This is a genomic window from Roseococcus pinisoli, assembly GCF_018413645.1.
Classification (GTDB): domain Bacteria; phylum Pseudomonadota; class Alphaproteobacteria; order Acetobacterales; family Acetobacteraceae; genus Roseococcus; species Roseococcus pinisoli.
The window spans coordinates 330,287-351,079 of the sequence record NZ_JAHCDA010000004.1; the positions used below are offsets into that span (position 1 = coordinate 330,287).

Here is a 20,793-nt window from a genome sequence, read left to right on the forward strand (position 1 = left end):
TGAGGGAGCGGCTTACGCCGCCTCCTGCTCCTCGGTCGCCTCGGGCTTCGGCCCGCTGTCGAGGCCCTTGGCGGCCACGTCGCGGTCGACCAGCTCGATCACGGCCATCGCCGCGGCGTCGCCGTAGCGGAAGCCCGCCTTCAGGACGCGGCAGTAACCGCCGGGGCGGCCCTTGTAGCGCTCCGCGATGGTGGAGAACAGCTTGTCCACCACCTTCTCGTCCATGATCACCGCATGGGCCTGACGGCGCGCGTGCAGACCGCCCTGCTTGCCGAGCGTGATGATGCGCTCGACATAGGGGCGCAGCTCCTTCGCCTTCGGCAGCGTGGTCGTGATCTGCTCGTGCTTGAGCAGGCTCGTCGCCATGTTGCGGAACATGGCGGCGCGGTGGGTGGAAGTGACGTTGAGCTTCCGCCCAGAAACACCGTGACGCATCTAACTATCTCCTGGCCGGGCTCAGAACGGCTCTTCGATCTTCTTCGCCAGGTCCTCGATGTTCTCGGGCGGCCAGCCGGTGATCGGCATACCGAGCGAGAGGCCCATCGAGGCCAGCACTTCCTTGATTTCGTTCAGCGACTTGCGGCCGAAATTCGGGGTCCGCAGCATCTCCTGCTCGCTCTTCTGAACGAGGTCGCCGATATAGACAATATTGTCGTTCTTCAGGCAGTTCGCCGAGCGGACGGACAGCTCGAGCTCGTCCACCTTGCGGAGCAGGTTACGGTTGAAGGGCAGGTCGTCCTGCACCTCGTCGCGCACCTTCTCGCGCGGCTCCTCGAAGGTCACGAAGAGCGCCAGCTGGTCCTGCAGGATGCGGGCGGCGAGCGCCACCGCGTCCTCGGGCACCACGGTGCCGTTGGTCTCCAGCGAAAGCACCAGGCGGTCGTAGTCGGTCACCTGACCCACGCGGGTCGGCTCGACGCGGTAGGACACCTTGCGGACCGGCGAGTAGATCGCATCGACGGGGATGAGCCCGATCGGCGCGTCCTCGGCACGGTTCTGCGAGGCGGGCACGTAGCCGCGGCCGACCTGCACCAGGAGCTCCATGGAAAGCTTGGCGCCGTCGTCGAGCGTGCAGATGACCAGCTCGGGATTGGCGATCTCGATGTCGCCCGAGGTCTGGATCTGGGCCGCCGTCACCTCGCCGGGACCGGTCGCCGTCAGGAGCAGGCGCTTCGCGCCCTCACCCTGGTAGCGGACGGCCAGCTGCTTGAGGTTGAGGATGATGTCGGTCACATCCTCGCGCGCGCCCGTCAGGCTGCTGAATTCATGCAGCACGCCGTCGATCTTCACGCCCGTCACCGCCGCGCCCTGGAGCGAGGACAGCAGGATCCGGCGCAGCGCATTGCCCAGGGTCTGGCCGAAGCCGCGCTCAAGCGGCTCCGCCACCAGGGTCGCCTGGCGCAGGTCCGTGCTGCCCGACTCGACCTGCAGCTTCTCGGGCTTGATCAGTGATTGCCAGTTGCGTTCGAGCAAGTGCGTCTCTCCTGGGAGCGGACCTGCCCGATTCCGGGGAACCGGGCAGGGAGATGCTCGCGATACATAAACCCGACGGCCTTGCGGCCGCCTTTGAAATCAGACCCGCCGGCGCTTGCGCGGGCGGCAGCCATTGTGGGGGATGGGGGTCACGTCGCGGATCGCGGTCACGTGGAAGCCCACCGTCTGCAGAGCGCGCAGCGCCGACTCACGCCCCGAACCCGGACCGGACACCATCACCTCGACGGTCTCCATGCCGTGCTCGCGCGCCTTCATGCCCGCATCCTCGGCGGCCATCTGCGCGGCGTAGGGCGTGCTCTTGCGGCTGCCCTTGAAGCCCTTCGAACCCGACGACGACCAGGCGATCGAATTGCCCTGGGCGTCCGTGATCGTCACGATCGTGTTGTTGAACGTCGCGAGAACATGCGCCACGCCGGAGCTGATGTTCTTCCGCTCCTTCTTGCGAGGGCGGTTCGAGGCGGAGGGTTGGCGCGCCATATTACTTCGTCACCTTCTTCTTGCCGGCAATGGCCACGGCCTTGCCCTTGCGCGTGCGCGCATTGGTGTGCGTCCGCTGACCACGGACCGGCAGGCCGCGGCGATGACGCAGGCCGCGGTAGCAGGCCATGTCCATCAGCCGCTTGATGTTCATCGCAACTTCACGCCGGAGGTCGCCCTCGACGCGGTAGTCACGGTCCACCACTTCACGCAGCTTCATCACCTCGTCGTCGGTGAGCTGGTTCACGCGGCGCTCCGCCGGAATGCCGACCTGCTCGCAGATCTGCTCGGCGTGCTTCGGGCCAATGCCGTAGATATAGCGCAGCGAGATCACCACGCGCTTGTTGGTGGGGATGTTAACGCCAGCGATGCGCGCCACGTTCCAGCTCCTGTGGGCCTGACGGCCCCGTCCAAATGGTTACCGCTCGACCGAAATACGGAGTCGCGGCGATACGTCCTGATCGAGCAAAGCAGAACACGGCCGAAGCATGCACCAGCACGCCGCGTCCGTGAGAGGCGGGGACTTAGGCCCAACCCCTCCCGTCCGTCAAGCACCCGATGTCAGAATCCTCTCTAAATCCGCCGTCACGACGGACATTTCCGCCATGCCGTCGACACTGCGCAGCTTACCCTGCGCCGCATAGTAGGGCAGCAACGGCGCCGTCTGCCGGTGATAGGCGGCCAGGCGGGCCCCTACCGTCTCGGCCTTGTCGTCGGCGCGCCGCGTGAATTCCTTGCTGCCGCAGACGTCGCAGACGCCCGATACCTTCGGCTGCTTGAACTTGTCGTGATACCCCTCGCCGCAATTGGCGCAGGTGAACCGGCCCGAGATCCGCTCGACCATCTGGGCGTCGTCGACCTTGAGCTCGATGACGTGGTCCAGGGTGAGCCCCTTCCCCGCCAGCATGCCGTCCAGCGCGGCCGCCTGGGGCGTCGTGCGGGGGAAGCCGTCCAGGATGAAGCCACGGGCCGCATCCGGCTGCTCGACGCGCGCGGCGAGCATGGAGGTGATCACCGAGTCGGGGATCAGCTCCCCGCGCTCCATGATGGCCTTGGCCTCGAGCCCGATGGGAGAGCCCGACTTCACCTCGGCCCGCAGCATGTCGCCGGTCGAGATCTGGACCAGGCCGAAGCGCTCCTCGAGCCGCTTGGCCTGGGTTCCCTTACCCGCGCCCGGTGGGCCCAGGAGAATGAGATTCATCGTCATGGTCTCACCGAGTCCGGGGGCCGCGGCCGCCCAGGCGGGCCTTCTTGATCAACCCTTCGTACTGGTGGGCGAAGAGGTGCGACTGCACCTGCGCCACCGTGTCCATCGTCACCGTCACGATGATCAGCAGCGAGGTACCGCCGAAGTAGAAGGGCACGCCGTAGTTCGAGATCAGGATCTCGGGGATGATGCAGACCACGCAGAGGTAGGCCGCGCCCACCACCGTCAATCGCGTCAGCACCCGGTCGAGATAGTCCGCCGTCTGCTGGCCGGGCCGGATGCCGGGCACGAAGCCGCCGTACTTCTTCAGGTTGTCCGCCGTCTCGGTCGGGTTGAACACCACGGCCGTGTAGAAGAAGGCGAAGAAGACGATCAGCGCGACGTAGAGCGCCATGTAGAGCGGCTGCCCGTGGGCGAGCATGTTCGCCATGGTCTGCAGCCAGGTGTCGGCCGTCCGGTCCGCGGAGAAGCCCGCGACCGTCGCCGGCAGCAGCAGCAGCGAGGAGGCGAAGATCGGCGGAATGACGCCCGAGGTGTTCAGCTTCAGCGGCAGGTGGGTGTTCTCACCGCCGAACATCCGGTTGCCGACCTGGCGCTTCGGATACTGGACGGGAATTCGTCGCTGCGCGCGCTCCATGAAGACCACGAGCGCGATCGTGCCGAGCGCGGCCAGCAGGAAGAAGATGATGAAGAAGGTGGACAGCGCGCCCGTCCGCCCGAGCTCCAGCGTCGAGATCAGCGCCGAAGGCAGGTTGGCCACGATGCCCGCGAAGATGATCAGCGAGATGCCGTTACCCACGCCGCGCGCGGTGATCTGCTCGCCGAGCCACATCAGGAACATGGTGCCGCCGACCAGCGTGATGGTGCTGGAGATGCGGAAGAACATCCCGGGATCCGAGACCGCTGGCCCGCCGGCGCCGCGGATCGCCTCCAGCCCCACAGCGATGCTATAGGCCTGCACGATCGCGATGACGAGCGTGAGATAGCGCGTGTACTGGTTCAGCTTCTTGCGGCCGCTCTCGCCCTCCTTCTTGAGGGCCTCCCAGCTGGGAATGGCGGCGGTCATGAGCTGAACGATGATGCTGGCCGAGATGTACGGCATGATGTTCAGCGCAAGCACGGTCATGCGGCCCAGAGCGCCGCCCGTGAACATGTCGAACATGCCGAGGATGCCGCCGCCATGCTGGCGCAGCATCTCGCCCATCACGGCGGCATCGACGCCCGGCACCGGCACATAGGTGCCGATCCGGTAGACGATGAGGGCGCCGAGCGTGAACCAGATTCGGTTCTTGAGCTCCGTCGCCTTGGCGAGGACGCCGAAGTTGAGGCTGTTACCAAGCTGATCGGTGGCCGAGGCCATGCGTCCATCCTTCTCCGGGCGCCACGCGCCCGGGCCTATGGATAATGCCCGGGGGCGCCACGTTCCAGAGTGGAGAGGCGCCCCGCGCCGCGGATTTACTCCGCGGCGGCTTCCGCAGCCGGGAGGTTCACCTTGCCGCCAGCGGCCTCGACCGCCGCGATCGCCGCCGCCGAAGCGCCGGAAACCGAGATGTCGACGGCGCGCTTGATCTCGCCGTTGCCCAGCAGGCGGACACCGACGAACTTCTTACCCTGCCGGACGATACCCGCGTCCCGCAGCGAAACCTCGGTGACGGGCTCGCCCGCCTTCAGCTTGCCTTCCTCGAACGCCTTCTCCAGCGTGCTGAGGTTGATGGTGGCGTACTGCAGGCGGAAGATGTTCTTGAACCCGCGCTTCGGCAGACGCCGATAGATCGGGAGCTGACCACCCTCGAAGCCGTTCAGCGACACGCCGCTCCGGGCCTTCTGACCCTTCACGCCGCGGCCGGACGTCTTGCCCTTGCCCGAGCCGATGCCGCGACCGACGCGCTTGAACTTCGGCCGCGCGCCCTCGTTGTCACGCAATTCGTTGAGCTTCATGACCATGTCCTTCGGAGATCCGACCGCTAAGCGGTCAGCTCTCCACCTTCACGAGATGCGCGACCTTGCGGATCATCCCGCGCACCGCGGGCGTGTCCTCAAGCTCGCGGGAGCGGTTGATCTTGTTGAGGCCGAGCCCGACCAGGGTCGCCTGCTGGCCCGGCTTCTTGCCGTTGCCCGAGGCGATCTGCGTCACGCGGACCGTCTGCTTCGTATCAGCCATTTGCCGCCTCCGCGGTCTCGACGGCGCCGTCCTTGCGCGGGCCAAGCAGGTCAGCGACCTTCTTGCCGCGACGGTTCGCCACCGCGCGCGGGCTGCTCGCCCGCGTCAGGGCGGCAAAGGTCGCCTTCACCATGTTATGCGGATTGGTCGAGCCGGTGCACTTCGCCACGACGTCGCCCATGCCGAGCGTCTCGAAGACGGCGCGCATCGGGCCACCGGCGATGATGCCCGTACCGGCCGGAGCCGAACGCAGCGTCACCTTGCCGGCGCCGAACTCGCCGATCACGTCGTGGTGCAGCGTGCGGCTCTCGCGCATCGGCACGCGGATCATGCCCTTCTTGGCACGCTCCGTCGCCTTGCGGATCGCCTCGGGCACTTCGCGTGCCTTGCCGCTGCCCCAGCCCACGCGGCCCTTCTGGTCGCCCACGACGACGAGCGCGGCGAAGCTGAAGCGACGACCGCCCTTCACCACCTTCGCGACGCGATTGATGGTGACCAGCTTGTCCTGCAGCTCGTCGCCACCGTCCTGATGAGCCTGCGGGCCACGATTGTTGTCGCGGTCGCGGCCACGGCCACGGCCCCGGTTCTCGCCCTCGCCGCCACTGCGCGGTTCACGTGCCATATTCGCTCTCCCCGCGCTCAGAAGGAGAGACCGCCCTCACGGGCAGCCTCCGCCAGAGCCTTGACGCGGCCATGATAAAGGAAGGGCCCGCGGTCGAAGACGACCGCATTGACGCCGGCGGCGATCGCGCGCTCGGCCACCAGCTTGCCCACGGTCGTCGCCGCGTCCTTGTCGGCGCCGGTCTTCAGGTCGCCCCGAAGATCCTTCTCGATCGTCGAAGCGGAAGCGACCGTGCGACCGGCCACGTCGTCGATGACCTGCGCGTAGATGTGGCGCCCGGAGCGGAACACCGAAAGCCGAGGGCGACCGGCGCCCTTGACCTTCAGCTGGTAGCGCAGACGGGCCCGGCGGCGCTGCCGCAATGCGAGTTTGTCGGCCATCTTACTTCTTCTTCCCCTCCTTCCGGAGGATGGTCTCGTTGTCGTACTTCACGCCCTTGCCCTTATAGGGCTCGGGGCCGCGATAGCCACGGATCTCAGCGGCGACCTGGCCGACCTTCTGCTTGTCCACACCCTCGACCTTGACCGAGGTGGGCTTCTCGCAGGTGATCTTGATGCCGGCCGGCTGCGGGTAGCGGATCTCGTGGCTGTAACCGAGGTTCATCACGAGATCGTTGCCCTGCATCGCGGCGCGATAGCCGGTACCGGTGATCTCCATCGACTTCGAGAAGCCGGCGGAAACGCCCGTAACCATGCCGTTCACCAGGCTGCGCGTCGTGCCCCAGAGGGTACGGCTGCGAGTATCGGAGCCGCGCGGCGTGACCGCGACTTCCTTTTCGCGGACCTCGACGTCGACGGCGTCCGTCAGATCGAGCTTCAGCTCACCGAGCTTGCCCTTGGCCACCAGCGTGCGACCGGCCAGGGAGACCTGGACGCCCGCGGGAATGGGGACCGGATATTTACCTACGCGTGACATATCGGCCCCCTATCAGAACACGCGGCAGAGGACTTCGCCGCCAACATTGGCAGCGCGGGCCTCATTGTCGCTCATCACGCCGCGAGGCGTGGACAGGATCTGGATGCCGAGGCCGTTGTAGAACTTCGGCAGCTCCTTGATCTTGGAATAGACGCGGCGGCCCGGCTTGGACACGCGCGCGATCTCCTTGATGGCGGGCTCGCCCTCGGAATACTTCAGCTCGATCTCGATCTGGCTGATGCCGGCGCGCAGCTCTTCGACGCGCCAGGCGCGGATGTAACCCTCGCGCTTGAGGACGTCGAGAACGTCGGTCTTCAGACGGCTGGCGGGCGCGACGCAACGCGTCTGCCGGGCGCCATGCGCGTTACGGATGCGGGTGAGCAGGTCGCCCAACGGGTCGGACATAGACATGTGCCGGGCTCCTTACCAGCTCGCCTTGACCACACCGGGGAGCTGGCCCTTGTTGGCCAGGTCCCGCAGCTGGTTGCGGCAAAGCTTGAACTTCCGGTAGTTACCGCGCGGGCGGCCAGTGATCTCGCAACGCAGGCGGACGCGGTTCTTCGCGCCGTTGCGCGGCATCTGCGCCAGCTTGAGGCTCGCCTCGAAGCGGTCCTCGATGGGGGCCTCGCGGTCCATCACCACGGTCTTCAGGGCGGCGCGCTTACGGGCGTGCTGCCCCACGAGCTTCTCGCGGTGCTTGTTCTTCTCGATGGAAGAGGTCTTGGCCATTAGGTCTATGGTCCTCCGGAACCTGCCGGCTGCCAGCCGGCGGTTTTCCAATGATTCAGTTGACGAAGGGGAGATCGAAAGCCTTCAGCAGAGCCTTGGCTTCCTTGTCCGTCTTCGCCGTGGTGACGAACACGATGTCCATGCCGCGCACCTGATCAACCTTATCATAGTTGATCTCGGGGAACACGATCTGCTCCTTCATCCCAAGGGAATAATTCCCCCGGCCGTCGAAGCCACGGTTGCCCGGGATACCGCGGAAGTCGCGAACGCGCGGCAGCGCGATCGTGACCAGGCGGTCCAGGAATTCGTACATGCGCGCCTTGCGGAGCGTCACCTTGCAGCCGATCGCCTGACCCTCGCGGATCTTGAAACCGGCGATCGCCTTCTTCGCCCGCGTACGGACGGGGCGCTGGCCCGAGATCAGCGTGAGGTCGGCAACGGCGGCGTCCAGCTTCTTCTGGTCGCCCGCGGCTTCACCCACGCCCATGTTGATGACGATCTTCTCGAGCTTCGGCACTTCCATCACGTTCGCGTAGCCGAACTCCTCCTGGAGCTTCGCCTTCACGGTCGCGAGGTAGAACGCCTGCAGGCGGGCCATCTCGGCCGGCGCGGCCGCAGCCTTGCCAGGAGCGCCGGGAATCGCCTCGACGCGACGGCTCGTCGTGTCGGGGGCGTCCGCCTTCTTCGAGTTCGCGACCGGCTTGTTCTTGTTGCCGGGCGCGTTGCCCTTCTTCGTTCCGCTCATGCGTCGAGCACCTCACCAGAGCCCTTCGCCACGCGGACCTTCTTCCCGTCCTCGAGGACGCGGAAGCCGACGCGGGCGGGCTTGTCCGTCTTCGGATCGATCAGCGCCAGGTTCGACAGGTGGATCGTCGCCTCAACGGAGACGATGCCCCCGGTCTCGCCCACGCGCGTCTGCTTCGTGTGCTTCTTGACCAGGTTGACACCCTGAACCACGGCGCGGTTCGCGTCCGGGATCACGCGGAGCACTTCGCCCCGCTTATTCTTGTCGCGACCGGACAGCACGTGCACCCGGTCGCCCTTCTTGATCTTGGCGGCCATGGTTAGAGGACCTCCGGCGCCAGCGAGATGATCTTCATGAACTTGCGCGCGCGCAGCTCGCGGACCACCGGTCCGAAGATGCGGGTGCCGATCGGCTCGCCAGCCTTGTTGATGAGCACGGCGGCGTTCCGGTCAAACCGGATCGCCGAGCCGTCCGAGCGGCGGACGGGATAGGACGTGCGCACGATGACCGCGCGCTCGACCGAGCCCTTCTTCACCTTGCCCCGGGGAATGGCTTCCTGAACGGCCACGACGATGATGTCGCCGACCGAGGCCGTCTTCCGCTTGGAGCCGCCCAGCACCTTGATGCACTGAACGCGACGCGCGCCGGAATTGTCGGCGACGTCCAGATTGCTCTCAACCGAGATCATGCCGCGGCTCCTTCGCTGACGTCAGCGGCAAGGGCCTCGCCATTGCGCGCGACCACGAGCCAGGCCTTGCGCTTGCTCAGCGGCGGGCACTCCTCGATGGAGACGAGATCGCCCTCCTTGCAGAGGTTGAGCTCGTCGTGCGCCGCGTACTTCTTGGAGCGCCGGATGAACTTCTTGTAGAGCGGATGCATCACGCGACGTTCGATCAAGACGGTAACCGTCTTGTCCATCTTGTCACTGACGACCCGTCCGGTGAGGACTCGCTTCGGCATCGCCGGGGTCTCCTCTATGCCTTGGCGGCCGTGCGCGAACGCTCGGCCAGGACGGTTTTCACACGGGCGATATCACGACGAACCGCCTGAATGCGGCCCGTCGCCTCCAGCTGCCCGGTGGCACGCTGGAAGCGAAGATTGAACTGCTCCTTGCGGAGGTCGATCAGCAAACCGCCGAGCTCGTCCTCCGACTTGGTGCGGATATCCACGATCTTGGTCATGATCCTCAGGCCTCCGCGCCGCCGAGGCGCGCAACGATCTTCGTGCGGATCGGCAGCTTGGCGGCCCCGAGCGTCAGGGCCTCCTTCGCCGTCTCCAGCGGGACGCCGTCGATCTCGAACATGATGCGGCCGGGCTTAACCCGCGCCGCCCAGAACTCCGGCGCACCCTTGCCGGAGCCCATACGGACTTCTGCGGGTTTCGTCGAGACCGGCACGTCCGGGAAGATGCGGATCCACACGCGCCCGGCACGCTTCATCGCACGCGTGATGGCACGGCGAGCGGCCTCGATCTGGCGCGCGGTGACGCGCTCCGGCTCGAGGGCCTTCAGGCCATAGCCGCCAAAGGACAGCGTGAAGCCGCCCTTGGCAACGCCCTTGATCCGGCCCTTATGGGCCTTCCGGTAATTGGTTCGCTTCGGCTGCAACATTTCAGTTCACCTTAACGCTGCGGCGCTTGTTCGTGAGCGCGCTTGTCCTGCGCTCCCGGATCATGGGCCATGATCTCGCCCTTGAAGATCCAGACCTTCACGCCGCAGGTACCATAGGTCGTCTTCGCCGTCGCGACGCCGTAGTCGATGTCGGCGCGCAGCGTGTGCAGCGGCACGCGGCCTTCGCGGTACCACTCCATGCGCGCGATCTCGGCGCCGCCGAGGCGGCCAGAGCAGTTGATCCGGATGCCGAGCGCACCCAGGCGCATCGCGGACTGCACGGCGCGCTTCATCGCACGGCGGAAGGCCACGCGGCGCTCCAGCTGCTGGGCGATGCTCTCGGCCACGAGAACGGCATCGAGCTCCGGCTTGCGGATCTCGAGGATGTTCAGCGAGACCTCGGCGCCTGCCTTGGCCGACAGCTCCTTGCGGAGGCTGTCGATGTCGGCGCCCTTCTTGCCGATGACGACGCCCGGGCGCGCGGCATGGATGGTCACGCGCGGCTTCTTCGCCGGGCGCTCCACCACCACCTTCGACACGCCGGCGGACTTCAGGCGGTCCTTCAGCGTCTCGCGCAGCTTCAGGTCGTCGTGCAGCTGCTTGGCATAGCCGTTATCGGCGAACCAGCGGCTGTCCCACGTCCGGTTGATGCCGAGGCGCAGACCGATCGGATTGACTTTGTGACCCATTACGCGGCCCCCACTTCGTTCGACGCCGCCGGCGCCTGCTGCTCGGCCACCACGATCTTGAGGTGGCTGAACCACTTCTCGATGCGGGAGGACTTGCCGCGACCGCGCGCCGCGAAGCGCTTCATGACGATCGAACGGCCCACTTCCGCCTTGGACACGACCAGGCGGTCGACGTCCAGCTGGTGGTTGTTCTCGGCATTGGCGATCGCGCTCTCGAGCGTCTTCTTCACCGTCTGCGCGATGCGGCGCTTGCTGAAGGTCAGCGTAGCGACAGCCTCGTGAGCCTTCGCGCCGCGGATCATCCCGGCGATCAGGTTCAGCTTACGCGGGCTCACGCGGATGTTGTGCGTGATGGCCTGCGCCTCGGAATCCGCGAGCCCGCGGGCATGCTTCGGCTTGCTCATGGCTTAGCCCCGCTTCGCCTTCTTGTCGGCCGAGTGACCACCGAAGGTCCGCGTCGGCGAGAATTCACCGAGCTTATGGCCAACCATGTTCTCAGAGATCTGCACCGGCAGGAACTTCTTGCCGTTGTAGACGCCGAAGGTAAGCCCGACGAACTGCGGCAGGATCGTGCTGCGGCGCGACCAGGTCTTAATGAGCTCGTTGCGGGTGGAGGCGCGAGCGGCCTCCGCCTTGGCGAGCAGATAGCCGTCGACAAACGGCCCCTTCCATACACTGCGCGGCATCGCGATCAGCCCTTCGTCGCGTTGCGGCGGCGCACAATCTGGCGATCCGTCCGCTTGTTGTTGCGCGTCTTAGCACCCTTGGTCGGCTTGCCCCAGGGCGTCACGGGGTGACGGCCGCCGGAGGTCCGGCCCTCGCCACCACCATGGGGGTGGTCGACGGGGTTCATGGTGACGCCACGGTTATGCGGCTTGCGGCCCAGCCAACGGCTGCGACCGGCCTTGCCCAGCTCCTGGTTGCTGTTGTCCGGGTTGGACACGGCACCGATGGAGGCGATGCACTCGCCACGCACCGTCCGGAGCTCGCCGGACATGAGCTTGATCTGCGCCAGGCCGGCATCCTTGCCCACCAGCTGCGCAAAGGTGCCCGCGGAGCGCGCGACCTTGCCGCCGGCACCCGGCTTCAGCTCGATGTTGTGGATGACCGTACCGACGGGGATCGCACCCAGCGGCATGGCATTGCCCGGCTTGATGTCCGCCTTGTCGCCGGCCACCACGGTGTCGCCCACCTTCAGGCGCTGCGGCGCCAGGATGTAGGCGAGCTCGTTGTCCTGATACTTGACCAGGGCAATGAAGGCCGTGCGGTTCGGATCGTACTCGATGCGCTCGACGGTCGCGGGGATGCCCCACTTCGCGCGGCGCTTGAAGTCGACGATGCGGTAGGTCTGCTTGTGCCCGCCCCCACGGAACCGCACGGTAATGCGGCCGTGATTGTTGCGGCCGCCGGAGTGGCTCTTGCCCTCCGTCAGCCCCTTCAGCGGCTTGCCCTTCCACAGGCTGGTCCGGTCGATCAGCACCGTGCCGCGCTGGCTCGGCGTGGTCGGATTGTAATGCTTGAGCGCCATGGCTTAGCTGAGCCCCGTGGTCAGATCGATGCTCTGGCCTTCGACCAGGCGCACCATCGCCTTCTTCCAGTCAGAACGCTTGCCGGGACGACCCTTGAAGCGCTTCGTCTTGCCCTTCACGAGCAGCGTGTTCACGGCCAGCACGTTCACGCCGAACAGTCCTTCGACCGCCTGCTTGATCTCGGGCTTGGACGCGTCGATCGCCACGCGGAAGGCGTACTGACCCATCTCGCTCATCAGCGTCGCCTTCTCGGTCACCAGCGGCGAGAGGATGCACTGGTACATCCGCTCCTTGCTGATGGCGGGCGCCGCCTTCGGCTTGCTGAACGTCGCGCTCATGCCAGGCGCTCCTTCAGGGCTTCCACGCCGGCGCGGGTAACCACCAGCACGTCGTGGTTGAGGATGTCGTACACGTTGGCACCCGCCGTCGGCAGCGCGTCCATCCCGGGGATGTTGCGCAGCACGCGGAGGAAGTTCGTGTCCACCGTCGCGTCGATGACCAGCGCCTTGGTCCAGCCCAGCGCCTTCACGCGCTTGGCCATCGCCGAGGTCTTGGCGTCGGCTTCGGTCGTCGCCGCATCGAGAACGATGAGCTTGCCGTCAGCGGCCTTCTGGCTGAGCGCGGAGATGAGGCCGAGGCGGCGCACCTTCTTGTTCAGCGAGTAGCCATGGTCGCGCACGACGGGGCCATGCACCACGCCGCCCTTGCGGAACTGCGGAGCGCGCAGCGAGCCCTGACGGGCCGAACCGGTGCCCTTCTGGCGGTACGGCTTCTTGGTCGTGCCGGAAACCTCGCCCATGCCCTTGACCTTGTGGGTCCCGGCACGGCGCTTGGCCAGCTGCCAATGCACGACGCGAGCCATGATATCGGCGCGCGGCGAAGTGCCGAACAGCTCGTCCGGCAGCTCGGCCTCGCCGGCCGGAGCATTGTCCAGCGTGATAACGGAAACTTGCATTATCCTACCCTCAGACCGTCGCCGTGGGGAACGGCGCCTCGGCCGGACGCGCGCGCTTCACAGCATCCCGCACCAGCACGTAGTCCCCGGCGGAGCCCGGGACCGCACCCTTGATGATCAGCAAGCCACGCTCGGCGTCGTGACCAGCGATCACGAGGTTCTGCGTGGTGATGCGATCAACGCCCAGGTGACCGGCCATCTTCTTGTTCTTGAAGACGCGACCCGGATCCTGCCGCTGACCCGTCGAGCCATGCGAACGATGGCTGATCGACACGCCGTGCGACGCCTCGAGGCCAGCGAAGTTCCAGCGCTTCATGACGCCGGCAAATCCCTTGCCCTTCGAGGTGCCCGTGACGTCGACCTTCTGGCCAGCCACGAAATGAGCGCCCGTGAGGACGGTGCCCGGCGCGATCAGCGCCTCGGCGTCCACGCGGAACTCGGTCACCTTCATCGGCGCCTCGACGCCAGCCTTCGCGAAGTGGCCGCGATTGGCCTTCGAGACGTTCTTCGGCTTCGCGTTGCCGATGCCCACCTGCAGAGCGGTGTAGCCATCCTTGTCGGCCGTACGCTGCGCCACGACGCGCACCGCATCGAGATGCAGCACCGTCACCGGCGTCGTCGAGCCGTCCTCATTGAAAAGCCGAGTCATGCCGAGCTTGCGCGCGATCAGCCCGGTGCGGACCTGGGTCGCCATGGTTCCGTCCTCAGATCTTGATCTCGACGTCCACGCCCGAGGCGAGGTCGAGCTTCATCAGCGCGTCCACGGTCTGCGGGGTGGGGTCGACGATGTCGAGAAGCCGGCGATGCGTCCGAATTTCGAACTGTTCGCGGCTCTTCTTGTCCACATGCGGCGAGCGGTTCACGGTGAAACGCTCGATCTGCGTCGGCAGCGGGATGGGCCCGCGCACGCGCGCACCCGTCCGCTTCGCGGTCTGGACGATCTCCCGCGTGCTGCCATCCAGCACGCGGTGATCGAACGCCTTGAGGCGGATTCGGATATTCTGGCTGTCCATGGCGAAGTGATCCGATTACTTCGAGATGGCGGCGACGACGCCGGCGCCGACGGTGCGGCCGCCTTCGCGGATGGCGAAGCGCAGGCCCTCATCCATCGCGATCGGCGCAATCAGCTCGACATCCATCGAAACGTTGTCGCCAGGCATCACCATCTCAACGCCCTCGGGCAGCTGCACGATGCCCGTCACGTCCGTCGTCCGGAAGTAGAACTGCGGACGATAGTTCGTGAAGAACGGCGTGTGACGGCCGCCCTCGTCCTTCGTCAGGATGTACGCCTCGGCCTTGAACTTCGTGTGCGGCGTGATCGAGCCCGGCTTCGCCAGAACCTGACCGCGCTCCACGTCCTCACGCTTCGTGCCGCGCAGCAGAGCGCCGATGTTGTCGCCCGCCTCGCCGCTGTCCAGCAGCTTGCGGAACATCTCGACGCCCGTCACCGTCGTCTTCACCGTCGCCTTCAGGCCGATGATCTCGACTTCCTCGCCGACCTTCACGATGCCGCGCTCCACGCGACCCGTGACCACCGTGCCACGACCCGAGATCGAGAACACGTCCTCGACCGGCATCAGGAACGGACGGTCCACCGCGCGCTCCGGCTGCGGAATGTAGCGGTCCACCTCGGCCATCAGCTTCAGAACGGCCTCTTCGCCGATCTCAGGCGTCTTGTCCTCGAGCGCCGCAACCGCAGAGCCACGAACGATGGGGATGTCGTCGCCCGGGAACTGGTAGGACGACAGCAGCTCGCGCAGCTCCATCTCCACCAGCTCGACCAGGTCGGGGTCCGCCAGATCCATCTTGTTCAGGAACACCACCAGCGCCGGAACGCCAACCTGGCGCGCCAGAAGGATGTGCTCGCGCGTCTGCGGCATCGGGCCGTCAGCGGCCGAGCACACCAGGATCGCGCCGTCCATCTGCGCCGCACCCGTGATCATGTTCTTCACGTAGTCGGCGTGGCCAGGGCAATCCACGTGCGCATAGTGACGGTTCGCCGTCTCGTACTCAACGTGAGACGTCGAGATCGTGATGCCGCGAGCCTTCTCCTCAGGAGCACGGTCGATCTGGTCATACGCCGTGAACGACGCGCCACCAGACTTCGCCAGAACCTTCGTGATCGCCGCCGTCAGGGACGTCTTGCCATGATCAACATGGCCGATCGTCCCAATGTTGCAGTGCGGCTTGTTCCGCTCAAACTTAGCCTTCGCCATCGTCGTGCATCCAATTCAAAGGGGGTTTACCAACGCCCGCGCGCGTCAGCGCGCCCTGTCATCTCTTACCAGCGGTAGTGGCTGAAAGCCTTGTTGGCCTCGGCCATCCGATGCGTGTCTTCGCGCTTCTTGACGGCCGTGCCGCGGTTGTTCACCGCGTCCATCAGCTCCGCCGAAAGGCGCTCCTCCATCGTGCTCTCGCCGCGCTTGCGCGCCGCATCGATGAGCCAGCGGATCGCGAGCGCCTGGCGCCGCTCCGGCCGAACCTCGACGGGCACCTGGTACGTGGCACCACCGACGCGGCGCGAGCGCACCTCGACGGCCGGCTTCACATTGTCCAGCGCCTCATGGAACAGGCGAAGCGGGTCGGCATTGGCGCCACCCTTACGCTTCAGCGTGTCCATGGCGGCATAGACGATGCCTTCCGCGGCGCTCTTCTTACCATCGTACATCAGCACGTTCATGAAACGGCTGAGCACCACGTCACCGAACTTGGGATCCGGCAGGACTTCGCGCTTCTCAGCGCTATGACGGCGAGACATCTCTCAGTTCCTCACTTCGGCCGCTTGGCGCCGTACAGCGAGCGCCGCTTGCGCCGCTTCGGCAGGCCCTGCGTATCAAGGACGCCGCGCAGGATGTGGTAGCGCACGCCCGGAAGATCCTTCACGCGGCCACCGCGGATCAGCACCACGGAGTGCTCCTGCAGGTTGTGGCCCTCGCCAGGAATGTAGCTCACGACCTCGAAGCCGTTCGTCAGGCGCACCTTGGCAACCTTACGAAGGGCCGAGTTCGGCTTCTTCGGCGTGGTCGTGTAAACGCGCGTGCAGACGCCGCGCTTCTGCGGGCAGCCTTCGAGGGCCGGAACCTTGTTCTGGCTACGGCGCGGCTCGCGCCCCTGCGCGATGAGCTGGTTGATCGTCGGCATGACGCCCCTTCGTAAACCCGTTCTGTGCGATCCACCCGCCAAAACGACACAGGGCCCGACGGGCGCTTGCGCGCTCCGACCGGGCCACCGCGTCAACCCCGGGCCTGAACGACTTCCCAGAGGGAAGAAGGGGCGACCGAAGCAAGGCGTTTGAACCAACATGCCGGCAGGCCATCTCTGACTGTCCCGGCGAGTTGCGCGTCTTACCCACCCCCCCGCTTTGAGTCAAGCGAGACGGGGCAGGATTCGCCCGGCGGGAGCAGACGCGCCCCCCGCCGTTTCCGCATACCGCTACTCGGCGGCGGCGGGGCTCGCATCCGGCTCGGGAAGAGCCGGGGTCGCAGGCAGGCGGCCGCTGTCGCGCTTGGCCGCCAGGATCTTCAGACGGTTCATCACGGAGCCCGTCCCTGCCGGGATCAGGCGGCCCACGATGACGTTCTCCTTGAGGCCGCCCAGGGTGTCCACCTTGCCGGCCGTGGCCGCCTCGGTGAGCACGCGGGTGGTCTCCTGGAAGGACGCCGCCGAGATGAAGCTCTGCGTCTGCAGGGAGGCCTTGGTGATGCCCTGCAGCACCGGCTCGGCACGCGCAGGACGCTCGCCCAGCTTCAGGCGCTTCTCGTTCTCCGCATCGAACTCGAAGCGGTCCACCTGCTCGCCGATGAGGTAGGTCGTCTCGCCCCCGTCGAGAATCTCAACCTTCTGCAGCATCTGGCGAACGATCACCTCGATGTGCTTGTCGTTGATCTTCACGCCCTGGAGTCGATAGACGTCCTGGATCTCGTTGACGAGGTAGTTCGCCAGCGCCTCGACACCCAGCACGCGCAGGATGTCGTGCGGCACGCGGGGGCCGTCGACCAGCGGATCGCCGGCCTTCACGTAGTCGCCCTCCTGCACCGAGACGTGCTTGCCCTTCGGCACCAGGTACTCGCGCTCGATGGCGGGCTCGTCGCCCATGGGCTCGCTCTTCACGATCACGCGGCGCTTGGCCTTGTAATCCTTGCCGAACTCCACCCGCCCGTCGATGTCGCTGATGATCGCGGCATCCTTGGGCCGGCGCGCCTCGAAGAGCTCCGCCACGCGCGGCAGACCGCCCGTGATGTCACGCGTCTTCGACGATTCGCGCGGCATGCGGGCCACCACGTCACCGGCTTCGACCGTCGCGCCGTTATCGACGCTCAGCACCGTGTCGGGGCTGAGGAAGTAGCGGGCCTCGGCGCCGTTCGGCAGCTTCATGATCTCGCCGCGGGCGTCCTTCATGACGATGCGCGGACGCAGGTCCACCGACTTGGTCGAGGCCTTGTAGTCCACCACCACCTTGGAGGTGAGGCCCGTCACGTCGTCGGTCCGCTCGACCAGGGTCACGCCCTCGATCAGATCGGCGTATTCGACCTTGCCTTCGCGCTCCGTGATGATCGGAAGGGTGAACGGGTCCCACTCGGCCAGCTTCTGGCCACGCACGACCGCCACGCCGTCGGTGATCAGCATCTTGGCGCCGTAGGGCACGCGGAAGCGCGCGCGCTCGCGGCCGTTGGCGTCAAGCAGCGCGACCTCGCAGTTACGGCTCATGACGATGGGCGAGCCGGAGCTGTTGGTCACGAGCTGGAGGTTGAAGAGCTTCGTCGTCGCGTCGACCGTCGCCTCCACCGCCGACTGTTCGGCGCCACGCTGCGCCGCACCGCCGATGTGGAAGGTACGCATCGTCAGCTGCGTGCCCGGCTCACCGATGGACTGCGCGGCGATGACGCCGACCGCCTCACCCATGTTCACGGGCGTGCCGCGCGCCAGGTCGCGGCCGTAGCAATGGCCGCAGACGCCCTGGAGCGACTCGCAGGTCAGCACCGAGCGGATCTTCACCCCCTCGACGCCGGCCTTCTCGATGCGCTCCGCATCGGCTTCCTCGACCAGCATGTTGTTCGCGAGGATGACCTCGCCCGTCGCCGGGTCGATCACGTCCTCCTGGGTCGTCCGACCCAGGATCCGCTCGGACAGCGACGACACCACGTCACCGCCATCCATGATCGCACGGACGTTGAGGCCGCGTTCGGTGCCGCAGTCCTCCTCCATGATGATGCAGTCCTGCGCCACGTCGACGAGACGGCGCGTCAGGTAACCCGAGTTCGCCGTCTTCAGCGCGGTGTCGGCCAGGCCCTTACGGGCGCCGTGCGTCGAGTTGAAGTACTCGAGGACGGTGAGGCCTTCCTTGAAGTTCGAGATGATCGGCTGCTCGATGATCTCGCCCGAAGGCTTGGCCATCAGGCCGCGCATGCCGGCCAGCTGGCGCATCTGCGCCGGCGACCCACGCGCACCGGAGTGAGACATCATCCACACGGAGTTGGTCGGCTTGCCGATCTCCTGCTTCTGAATCTCCTTCATCATCGCGGTCGCGACGGAGTCGGTGCAGCGCGACCAGGCGTCGACCACCTTGTTGTAGCGCTCGCCCGAGGTGATGAGGCCGTCGAGGTACTGCTGCTCGAACTCCTTCACCTCGGCCTTGGTCGTCGCGATGAGCCCTTCCTTCTCAGCGGGGATCATCATGTCGTTCTTGCCGAAGGAGATGCCCGCCTTCGCCGCGTGACGGAAGCCGAGACCCATCAGGCGGTCGGCGAAGATCACCGACTCCTTCTGGCCGCAATGGCGGTACACGGCGTCGATCACGTCCGAGATGGACTTCTTCGTCAGCAGCCGATTGATCAGCGAGAAGGGCAGCGCCGGATGCGGCGGCAGGAGCGCGCCCATCAGCATGCGGCCCGGCGTGGTGATCACGCGCTCAACGATCGGCTTGTTGTCGGCATCGACCGTGGCGCGGCGCGTCATGATCTTGCTGTGGATCGTCAGCGCGCCGACGGCCAGGGCATGCTCGATCTCGCCCAGATCGGCGATGCGCGGCGCCTTGTCGTCCTCGAACGCGCGGAACTCGGGCGTGTCGAGGCTGAGGTAGTAGAGGCCGAGGACGATGTCCTGCGACGGCACGATGATCGGCTTGCCGTTCGCGGGCGAGAGGATGTTGTTGGTCGACATCATCAGCACGCGCGCCTCCAGCTGAGCCTCGAGGCTCAGGGGGACGTGCACGGCCATCTGGTCACCGTCGAAGTCCGCGTTGAAGGCGGTGCAGACGAGCGGGTGCAGCTGGATCGCCTTGCCCTCGACGAGGACGGGCTCGAAGGCCTGGATGCCCAGGCGGTGCAGCGTGGGCGCCCGGTTCAGCATGACCGGGTGCTCGCGGATGACCTCTTCCAGGATGTCCCAGACCTCGGGACGCTCCTTCTCCACCATCCGCTTGGCCTGCTTGATGGTGCTGGCGTGGCCGTACTTCTCAAGCTTCGAGTAGATGAAGGGCTTGAAGAGCTCGAGCGCCATCTTCTTCGGCAGGCCGCACTGGTGCAGCTTCAGCTCGGGACCCACCACGATGACCGAACGGCCCGAGTAGTCCACGCGCTTGCCGAGCAGGTTCTGACGGAACCGGCCCTGCTTGCCCTTCAGCATGTCCGAGAGCGACTTCAGCGGGCGCTTGTTGGCGCCCGTGATCGCCCGGCCGCGACGGCCGTTGTCGAACAGCGCGTCCACCGACTCCTGCAGCATGCGCTTCTCGTTGCGCACGATGATGTCGGGGGCGCGCAGCTCGATCAGCCGCTTCAGGCGGTTGTTGCGGTTGATGACGCGGCGATAGAGGTCATTCAGGTCCGAGGTCGCGAAGCGGCCACCGTCCAGCGGCACCAGCGGGCGCAGCTCGGGCGGGATGACCGGCACGACGTCGAGGATCATCCACTCCGGACGCGCACCCGACTCGTTGAAGGCCTCGATCAGCTTCAGGCGCTTCACGAGCTTCTTGCGCTTGGCCTCGGAGGTGGTCTCCTTCAGCTCGGCGCGCAGGCGCACGCCGTCCTTGGCCATCTCCATGCCATGCAGGATCTCCTTCACGGCCTCGGCACCGATGCCGACGCGGAAGGCGTCCTCGCCGAACTCATCCTGCTTCGCGACGAACTGGTCCTCGTTCAGCAGCGAATGCAGCTTGAGGTCCGTCAGGCCGGGCTCGAGCACCACGTAGGATTCGAAGTACAGGACCTTCTCGAGCTCCTTCAGCGACATGTCGACCATCAGGCCGACACGGCTCGGGAGGCTCTTCAGGAACCAGATATGCGCGACGGGCGCCGCCAGCTCGATATGGCCCATGCGCTCGCGCCGGACCTTGGCGAGCGTCACCTCGACGCCGCACTTCTCGCAGACGATGCCGCGGAACTTCATCCGCTTGTACTTGCCGCACAGGCACTCGTAGTCCTTGATCGGGCCGAAGATGCGGGCGCAGAACAGCCCGTCCCGCTCCGGCTTGAAGGTGCGGTAGTTGATCGTCTCGGGCTTCTTGATCTCGCCATAGGACCAGGAGCGGATCTGCTCCGGCGACGCCATGGAGATCTTGATCTGGTCGAAAGTCATCGCCTGGCCGGTCTGGCCCAGGATCTTCATCAGCTCGTTCATGCCGCCTCGCTCTCCGCCCGGCGCGCACGCCGGGCCATGCATGGGGG

Annotated in this window: 31 protein-coding genes; all 31 read right to left on the bottom strand. The window is 66.2% G+C overall.

Annotated elements, in window-relative coordinates:
* Positions 1-12 precede the first annotated feature (12 nt).
* Positions 13-435, bottom strand: coding sequence for a 50S ribosomal protein L17 (gene rplQ / locus KHU32_RS19815; RefSeq protein ID WP_213671898.1), 423 nt, complete (start codon positions 433-435; stop codon positions 13-15).
* A 21-nt stretch (positions 436-456) separates the two neighbouring features.
* Positions 457-1,473, bottom strand: coding sequence for a DNA-directed RNA polymerase subunit alpha (locus tag KHU32_RS19820; protein WP_213671899.1), 1,017 nt, complete (start codon positions 1,471-1,473; stop codon positions 457-459).
* Between the two features lie 99 nt (positions 1,474-1,572).
* Positions 1,573-1,971 (bottom strand): 30S ribosomal protein S11, encoded by a 399-nt coding sequence (rpsK, locus tag KHU32_RS19825; protein WP_213671900.1) that lies wholly within the window; start codon positions 1,969-1,971, stop codon positions 1,573-1,575.
* 1 nt (position 1,972) lies between these two features.
* The gene (gene rpsM / locus KHU32_RS19830) at positions 1,973-2,350 is read right to left on the bottom strand and encodes a 30S ribosomal protein S13 (protein ID WP_213671901.1); all 378 of its coding nucleotides are present in this window, start codon (positions 2,348-2,350) and stop codon (positions 1,973-1,975) included.
* A 168-nt stretch (positions 2,351-2,518) separates the two neighbouring features.
* On the bottom strand, positions 2,519-3,172 hold the full coding sequence (locus KHU32_RS19835; protein ID WP_213671902.1) for an adenylate kinase: 654 nt from the start codon (positions 3,170-3,172) through the stop codon (positions 2,519-2,521).
* A gap of 10 nt (positions 3,173-3,182) precedes the next feature.
* A complete protein-coding gene (gene secY, locus KHU32_RS19840) occupies positions 3,183-4,538 on the bottom strand; it encodes a preprotein translocase subunit SecY (RefSeq protein WP_213671903.1) in 1,356 nt (451 codons plus the stop codon).
* A gap of 95 nt (positions 4,539-4,633) precedes the next feature.
* Positions 4,634-5,116, bottom strand: coding sequence for a 50S ribosomal protein L15 (gene rplO / locus KHU32_RS19845; RefSeq protein WP_213671904.1), 483 nt, complete (start codon positions 5,114-5,116; stop codon positions 4,634-4,636).
* 34 nt (positions 5,117-5,150) lie between these two features.
* The gene (gene rpmD, locus KHU32_RS19850; protein WP_213671905.1) at positions 5,151-5,339 is read right to left on the bottom strand and encodes a 50S ribosomal protein L30; all 189 of its coding nucleotides are present in this window, start codon (positions 5,337-5,339) and stop codon (positions 5,151-5,153) included.
* The gene (rpsE, locus tag KHU32_RS19855; RefSeq protein ID WP_213671906.1) at positions 5,332-5,961 is read right to left on the bottom strand and encodes a 30S ribosomal protein S5; all 630 of its coding nucleotides are present in this window, start codon (positions 5,959-5,961) and stop codon (positions 5,332-5,334) included. Before rpsE ends, rpmD begins: the two co-directional genes overlap by 8 nt.
* 17 nt (positions 5,962-5,978) lie before the next feature.
* Positions 5,979-6,341 (bottom strand): 50S ribosomal protein L18, encoded by a 363-nt coding sequence (gene rplR / locus KHU32_RS19860; protein ID WP_213671907.1) that lies wholly within the window; start codon positions 6,339-6,341, stop codon positions 5,979-5,981.
* Between the two features lies 1 nt (position 6,342).
* Positions 6,343-6,876 carry a 50S ribosomal protein L6 gene (gene rplF, locus KHU32_RS19865; RefSeq protein WP_213671908.1) on the bottom strand — a complete coding sequence of 178 codons (534 nt, stop codon included), beginning with the start codon at positions 6,874-6,876 and terminating at the stop codon, positions 6,343-6,345.
* 12 nt (positions 6,877-6,888) lie between these two features.
* A complete protein-coding gene (gene rpsH, locus KHU32_RS19870) occupies positions 6,889-7,287 on the bottom strand; it encodes a 30S ribosomal protein S8 (RefSeq protein WP_213671909.1) in 399 nt (132 codons plus the stop codon).
* Positions 7,288-7,299: 12 nt separating this feature from the next.
* The gene (gene rpsN, locus KHU32_RS19875) at positions 7,300-7,605 is read right to left on the bottom strand and encodes a 30S ribosomal protein S14 (protein WP_213671910.1); all 306 of its coding nucleotides are present in this window, start codon (positions 7,603-7,605) and stop codon (positions 7,300-7,302) included.
* Positions 7,606-7,660: 55 nt separating this feature from the next.
* Entirely contained in the window at positions 7,661-8,203 is a 543-nt protein-coding gene (gene rplE / locus KHU32_RS19880; protein ID WP_213672090.1) for a 50S ribosomal protein L5, read from the bottom strand.
* Positions 8,204-8,346: 143 nt separating this feature from the next.
* The gene (gene rplX, locus KHU32_RS19885) at positions 8,347-8,667 is read right to left on the bottom strand and encodes a 50S ribosomal protein L24 (RefSeq protein ID WP_213671911.1); all 321 of its coding nucleotides are present in this window, start codon (positions 8,665-8,667) and stop codon (positions 8,347-8,349) included.
* A gap of 2 nt (positions 8,668-8,669) precedes the next feature.
* Positions 8,670-9,038, bottom strand: coding sequence for a 50S ribosomal protein L14 (gene rplN / locus KHU32_RS19890; protein ID WP_213671912.1), 369 nt, complete (start codon positions 9,036-9,038; stop codon positions 8,670-8,672).
* Positions 9,035-9,310: a 30S ribosomal protein S17 gene (gene rpsQ, locus KHU32_RS19895; RefSeq protein ID WP_213671913.1), complete on the bottom strand. Its 276-nt coding sequence runs from the start codon at positions 9,308-9,310 to the stop codon at positions 9,035-9,037. The genes rplN and rpsQ overlap by 4 nt, the downstream gene beginning before the upstream one ends.
* 14 nt (positions 9,311-9,324) lie before the next feature.
* Entirely contained in the window at positions 9,325-9,531 is a 207-nt protein-coding gene (gene rpmC, locus KHU32_RS19900) for a 50S ribosomal protein L29 (protein ID WP_213671914.1), read from the bottom strand.
* A 5-nt stretch (positions 9,532-9,536) separates the two neighbouring features.
* Complete coding sequence (gene rplP, locus KHU32_RS19905; RefSeq protein ID WP_213671915.1) at positions 9,537-9,959, bottom strand: 50S ribosomal protein L16; 423 nt, start codon at positions 9,957-9,959, stop codon at positions 9,537-9,539.
* An 11-nt stretch (positions 9,960-9,970) separates the two neighbouring features.
* Positions 9,971-10,648, bottom strand: coding sequence for a 30S ribosomal protein S3 (rpsC, locus tag KHU32_RS19910; RefSeq protein ID WP_213671916.1), 678 nt, complete (start codon positions 10,646-10,648; stop codon positions 9,971-9,973).
* Positions 10,648-11,052 carry a 50S ribosomal protein L22 gene (rplV, locus tag KHU32_RS19915; RefSeq protein ID WP_213671917.1) on the bottom strand — a complete coding sequence of 135 codons (405 nt, stop codon included), beginning with the start codon at positions 11,050-11,052 and terminating at the stop codon, positions 10,648-10,650. Before rplV ends, rpsC begins: the two co-directional genes overlap by 1 nt.
* A 3-nt stretch (positions 11,053-11,055) precedes the next feature.
* Positions 11,056-11,334: a 30S ribosomal protein S19 gene (rpsS, locus tag KHU32_RS19920; protein WP_213671918.1), complete on the bottom strand. Its 279-nt coding sequence runs from the start codon at positions 11,332-11,334 to the stop codon at positions 11,056-11,058.
* Between the two features lie 5 nt (positions 11,335-11,339).
* Positions 11,340-12,176: a 50S ribosomal protein L2 gene (rplB, locus tag KHU32_RS19925; RefSeq protein WP_213671919.1), complete on the bottom strand. Its 837-nt coding sequence runs from the start codon at positions 12,174-12,176 to the stop codon at positions 11,340-11,342.
* Between the two features lie 3 nt (positions 12,177-12,179).
* Positions 12,180-12,476: a 50S ribosomal protein L23 gene (locus tag KHU32_RS19930; RefSeq protein WP_213672091.1), complete on the bottom strand. Its 297-nt coding sequence runs from the start codon at positions 12,474-12,476 to the stop codon at positions 12,180-12,182.
* Positions 12,477-12,511: 35 nt separating this feature from the next.
* Complete coding sequence (rplD, locus tag KHU32_RS19935) at positions 12,512-13,132, bottom strand: 50S ribosomal protein L4 (RefSeq protein ID WP_213671920.1); 621 nt, start codon at positions 13,130-13,132, stop codon at positions 12,512-12,514.
* A gap of 10 nt (positions 13,133-13,142) precedes the next feature.
* A complete protein-coding gene (gene rplC / locus KHU32_RS19940) occupies positions 13,143-13,826 on the bottom strand; it encodes a 50S ribosomal protein L3 (protein ID WP_213671921.1) in 684 nt (227 codons plus the stop codon).
* A 10-nt stretch (positions 13,827-13,836) separates the two neighbouring features.
* Positions 13,837-14,145 carry a 30S ribosomal protein S10 gene (gene rpsJ, locus KHU32_RS19945; protein WP_131550998.1) on the bottom strand — a complete coding sequence of 103 codons (309 nt, stop codon included), beginning with the start codon at positions 14,143-14,145 and terminating at the stop codon, positions 13,837-13,839.
* Positions 14,146-14,160: 15 nt separating this feature from the next.
* Positions 14,161-15,348 carry an elongation factor Tu gene (gene tuf / locus KHU32_RS19950; RefSeq protein ID WP_213671922.1) on the bottom strand — a complete coding sequence of 396 codons (1,188 nt, stop codon included), beginning with the start codon at positions 15,346-15,348 and terminating at the stop codon, positions 14,161-14,163.
* 65 nt (positions 15,349-15,413) lie between these two features.
* Positions 15,414-15,890, bottom strand: a complete 477-nt coding sequence (gene rpsG, locus KHU32_RS19955; RefSeq protein WP_213671923.1) for a 30S ribosomal protein S7 — start codon at positions 15,888-15,890, stop codon at positions 15,414-15,416.
* An 11-nt stretch (positions 15,891-15,901) separates the two neighbouring features.
* The gene (rpsL, locus tag KHU32_RS19960) at positions 15,902-16,273 is read right to left on the bottom strand and encodes a 30S ribosomal protein S12 (protein ID WP_131546751.1); all 372 of its coding nucleotides are present in this window, start codon (positions 16,271-16,273) and stop codon (positions 15,902-15,904) included.
* A 291-nt stretch (positions 16,274-16,564) separates the two neighbouring features.
* Positions 16,565-20,746, bottom strand: coding sequence for a DNA-directed RNA polymerase subunit beta' (gene rpoC, locus KHU32_RS19965; protein WP_213671924.1), 4,182 nt, complete (start codon positions 20,744-20,746; stop codon positions 16,565-16,567).
* Positions 20,747-20,793: the final 47 nt, after the last annotated feature.

Excerpts from the sequence above, each read along its gene's own strand:
- rplQ (WP_213671898.1), bottom strand. The coding sequence starts at position 435 with ATGCGTCACGGTGTTTCTGGGCGGAAGCTCAACGTCACTTCCACCCAC.
- rpsN (WP_213671910.1), bottom strand. The coding sequence starts at position 7,605 with ATGGCCAAGACCTCTTCCATCGAGAAGAACAAGCACCGCGAGAAGCTC.
- secY (WP_213671903.1), bottom strand. The coding sequence starts at position 4,538 with ATGGCCTCGGCCACCGATCAGCTTGGTAACAGCCTCAACTTCGGCGTC.
- rplV (WP_213671917.1), bottom strand. The coding sequence starts at position 11,052 with ATGAGCAAGCCGAAGCATGCCCGCGGGCTCGCGGATTCCGAGGCGCAG.
- rpsJ (WP_131550998.1), bottom strand. The coding sequence starts at position 14,145 with ATGGACAGCCAGAATATCCGAATCCGCCTCAAGGCGTTCGATCACCGC.
- rplO (WP_213671904.1), bottom strand. The coding sequence starts at position 5,116 with ATGAAGCTCAACGAATTGCGTGACAACGAGGGCGCGCGGCCGAAGTTC.
- rpsE (WP_213671906.1), bottom strand. The coding sequence starts at position 5,961 with ATGGCACGTGAACCGCGCAGTGGCGGCGAGGGCGAGAACCGGGGCCGT.
- rpsG (WP_213671923.1), bottom strand. The coding sequence starts at position 15,890 with ATGTCTCGCCGTCATAGCGCTGAGAAGCGCGAAGTCCTGCCGGATCCC.
- rpsL (WP_131546751.1), bottom strand. The coding sequence starts at position 16,273 with ATGCCGACGATCAACCAGCTCATCGCGCAGGGGCGCGAGCCGCGCCGT.
- rplX (WP_213671911.1), bottom strand. The coding sequence starts at position 8,667 with ATGGCCGCCAAGATCAAGAAGGGCGACCGGGTGCACGTGCTGTCCGGT.
- rplP (WP_213671915.1), bottom strand. The coding sequence starts at position 9,959 with ATGTTGCAGCCGAAGCGAACCAATTACCGGAAGGCCCATAAGGGCCGG.
- rpmC (WP_213671914.1), bottom strand. The coding sequence starts at position 9,531 with ATGACCAAGATCGTGGATATCCGCACCAAGTCGGAGGACGAGCTCGGC.
- rplC (WP_213671921.1), bottom strand. The coding sequence starts at position 13,826 with ATGGCGACCCAGGTCCGCACCGGGCTGATCGCGCGCAAGCTCGGCATG.
- rpsC (WP_213671916.1), bottom strand. The coding sequence starts at position 10,648 with ATGGGTCACAAAGTCAATCCGATCGGTCTGCGCCTCGGCATCAACCGG.
- rplR (WP_213671907.1), bottom strand. The coding sequence starts at position 6,341 with ATGGCCGACAAACTCGCATTGCGGCAGCGCCGCCGGGCCCGTCTGCGC.
- rpmD (WP_213671905.1), bottom strand. The coding sequence starts at position 5,339 with ATGGCTGATACGAAGCAGACGGTCCGCGTGACGCAGATCGCCTCGGGC.
- rplD (WP_213671920.1), bottom strand. The coding sequence starts at position 13,132 with ATGCAAGTTTCCGTTATCACGCTGGACAATGCTCCGGCCGGCGAGGCC.
- rpsS (WP_213671918.1), bottom strand. The coding sequence starts at position 11,334 with ATGCCGCGCAGTGTATGGAAGGGGCCGTTTGTCGACGGCTATCTGCTC.
- rpsK (WP_213671900.1), bottom strand. The coding sequence starts at position 1,971 with ATGGCGCGCCAACCCTCCGCCTCGAACCGCCCTCGCAAGAAGGAGCGG.
- rpsH (WP_213671909.1), bottom strand. The coding sequence starts at position 7,287 with ATGTCTATGTCCGACCCGTTGGGCGACCTGCTCACCCGCATCCGTAAC.
- rplN (WP_213671912.1), bottom strand. The coding sequence starts at position 9,038 with ATGATCTCGGTTGAGAGCAATCTGGACGTCGCCGACAATTCCGGCGCG.
- rplF (WP_213671908.1), bottom strand. The coding sequence starts at position 6,876 with ATGTCACGCGTAGGTAAATATCCGGTCCCCATTCCCGCGGGCGTCCAG.
- rplB (WP_213671919.1), bottom strand. The coding sequence starts at position 12,176 with ATGGCGCTCAAGCATTACAATCCGACCACGCCGAGCCAGCGCGGCACG.
- rplE (WP_213672090.1), bottom strand. The coding sequence starts at position 8,203 with ATGGCCCGCCTGCAGGCGTTCTACCTCGCGACCGTGAAGGCGAAGCTC.
- KHU32_RS19835 (WP_213671902.1), bottom strand. The coding sequence starts at position 3,172 with ATGAATCTCATTCTCCTGGGCCCACCGGGCGCGGGTAAGGGAACCCAG.
- rpoC (WP_213671924.1), bottom strand. The coding sequence starts at position 20,746 with ATGAACGAGCTGATGAAGATCCTGGGCCAGACCGGCCAGGCGATGACT.
- rpsQ (WP_213671913.1), bottom strand. The coding sequence starts at position 9,310 with ATGCCGAAGCGAGTCCTCACCGGACGGGTCGTCAGTGACAAGATGGAC.
- tuf (WP_213671922.1), bottom strand. The coding sequence starts at position 15,348 with ATGGCGAAGGCTAAGTTTGAGCGGAACAAGCCGCACTGCAACATTGGG.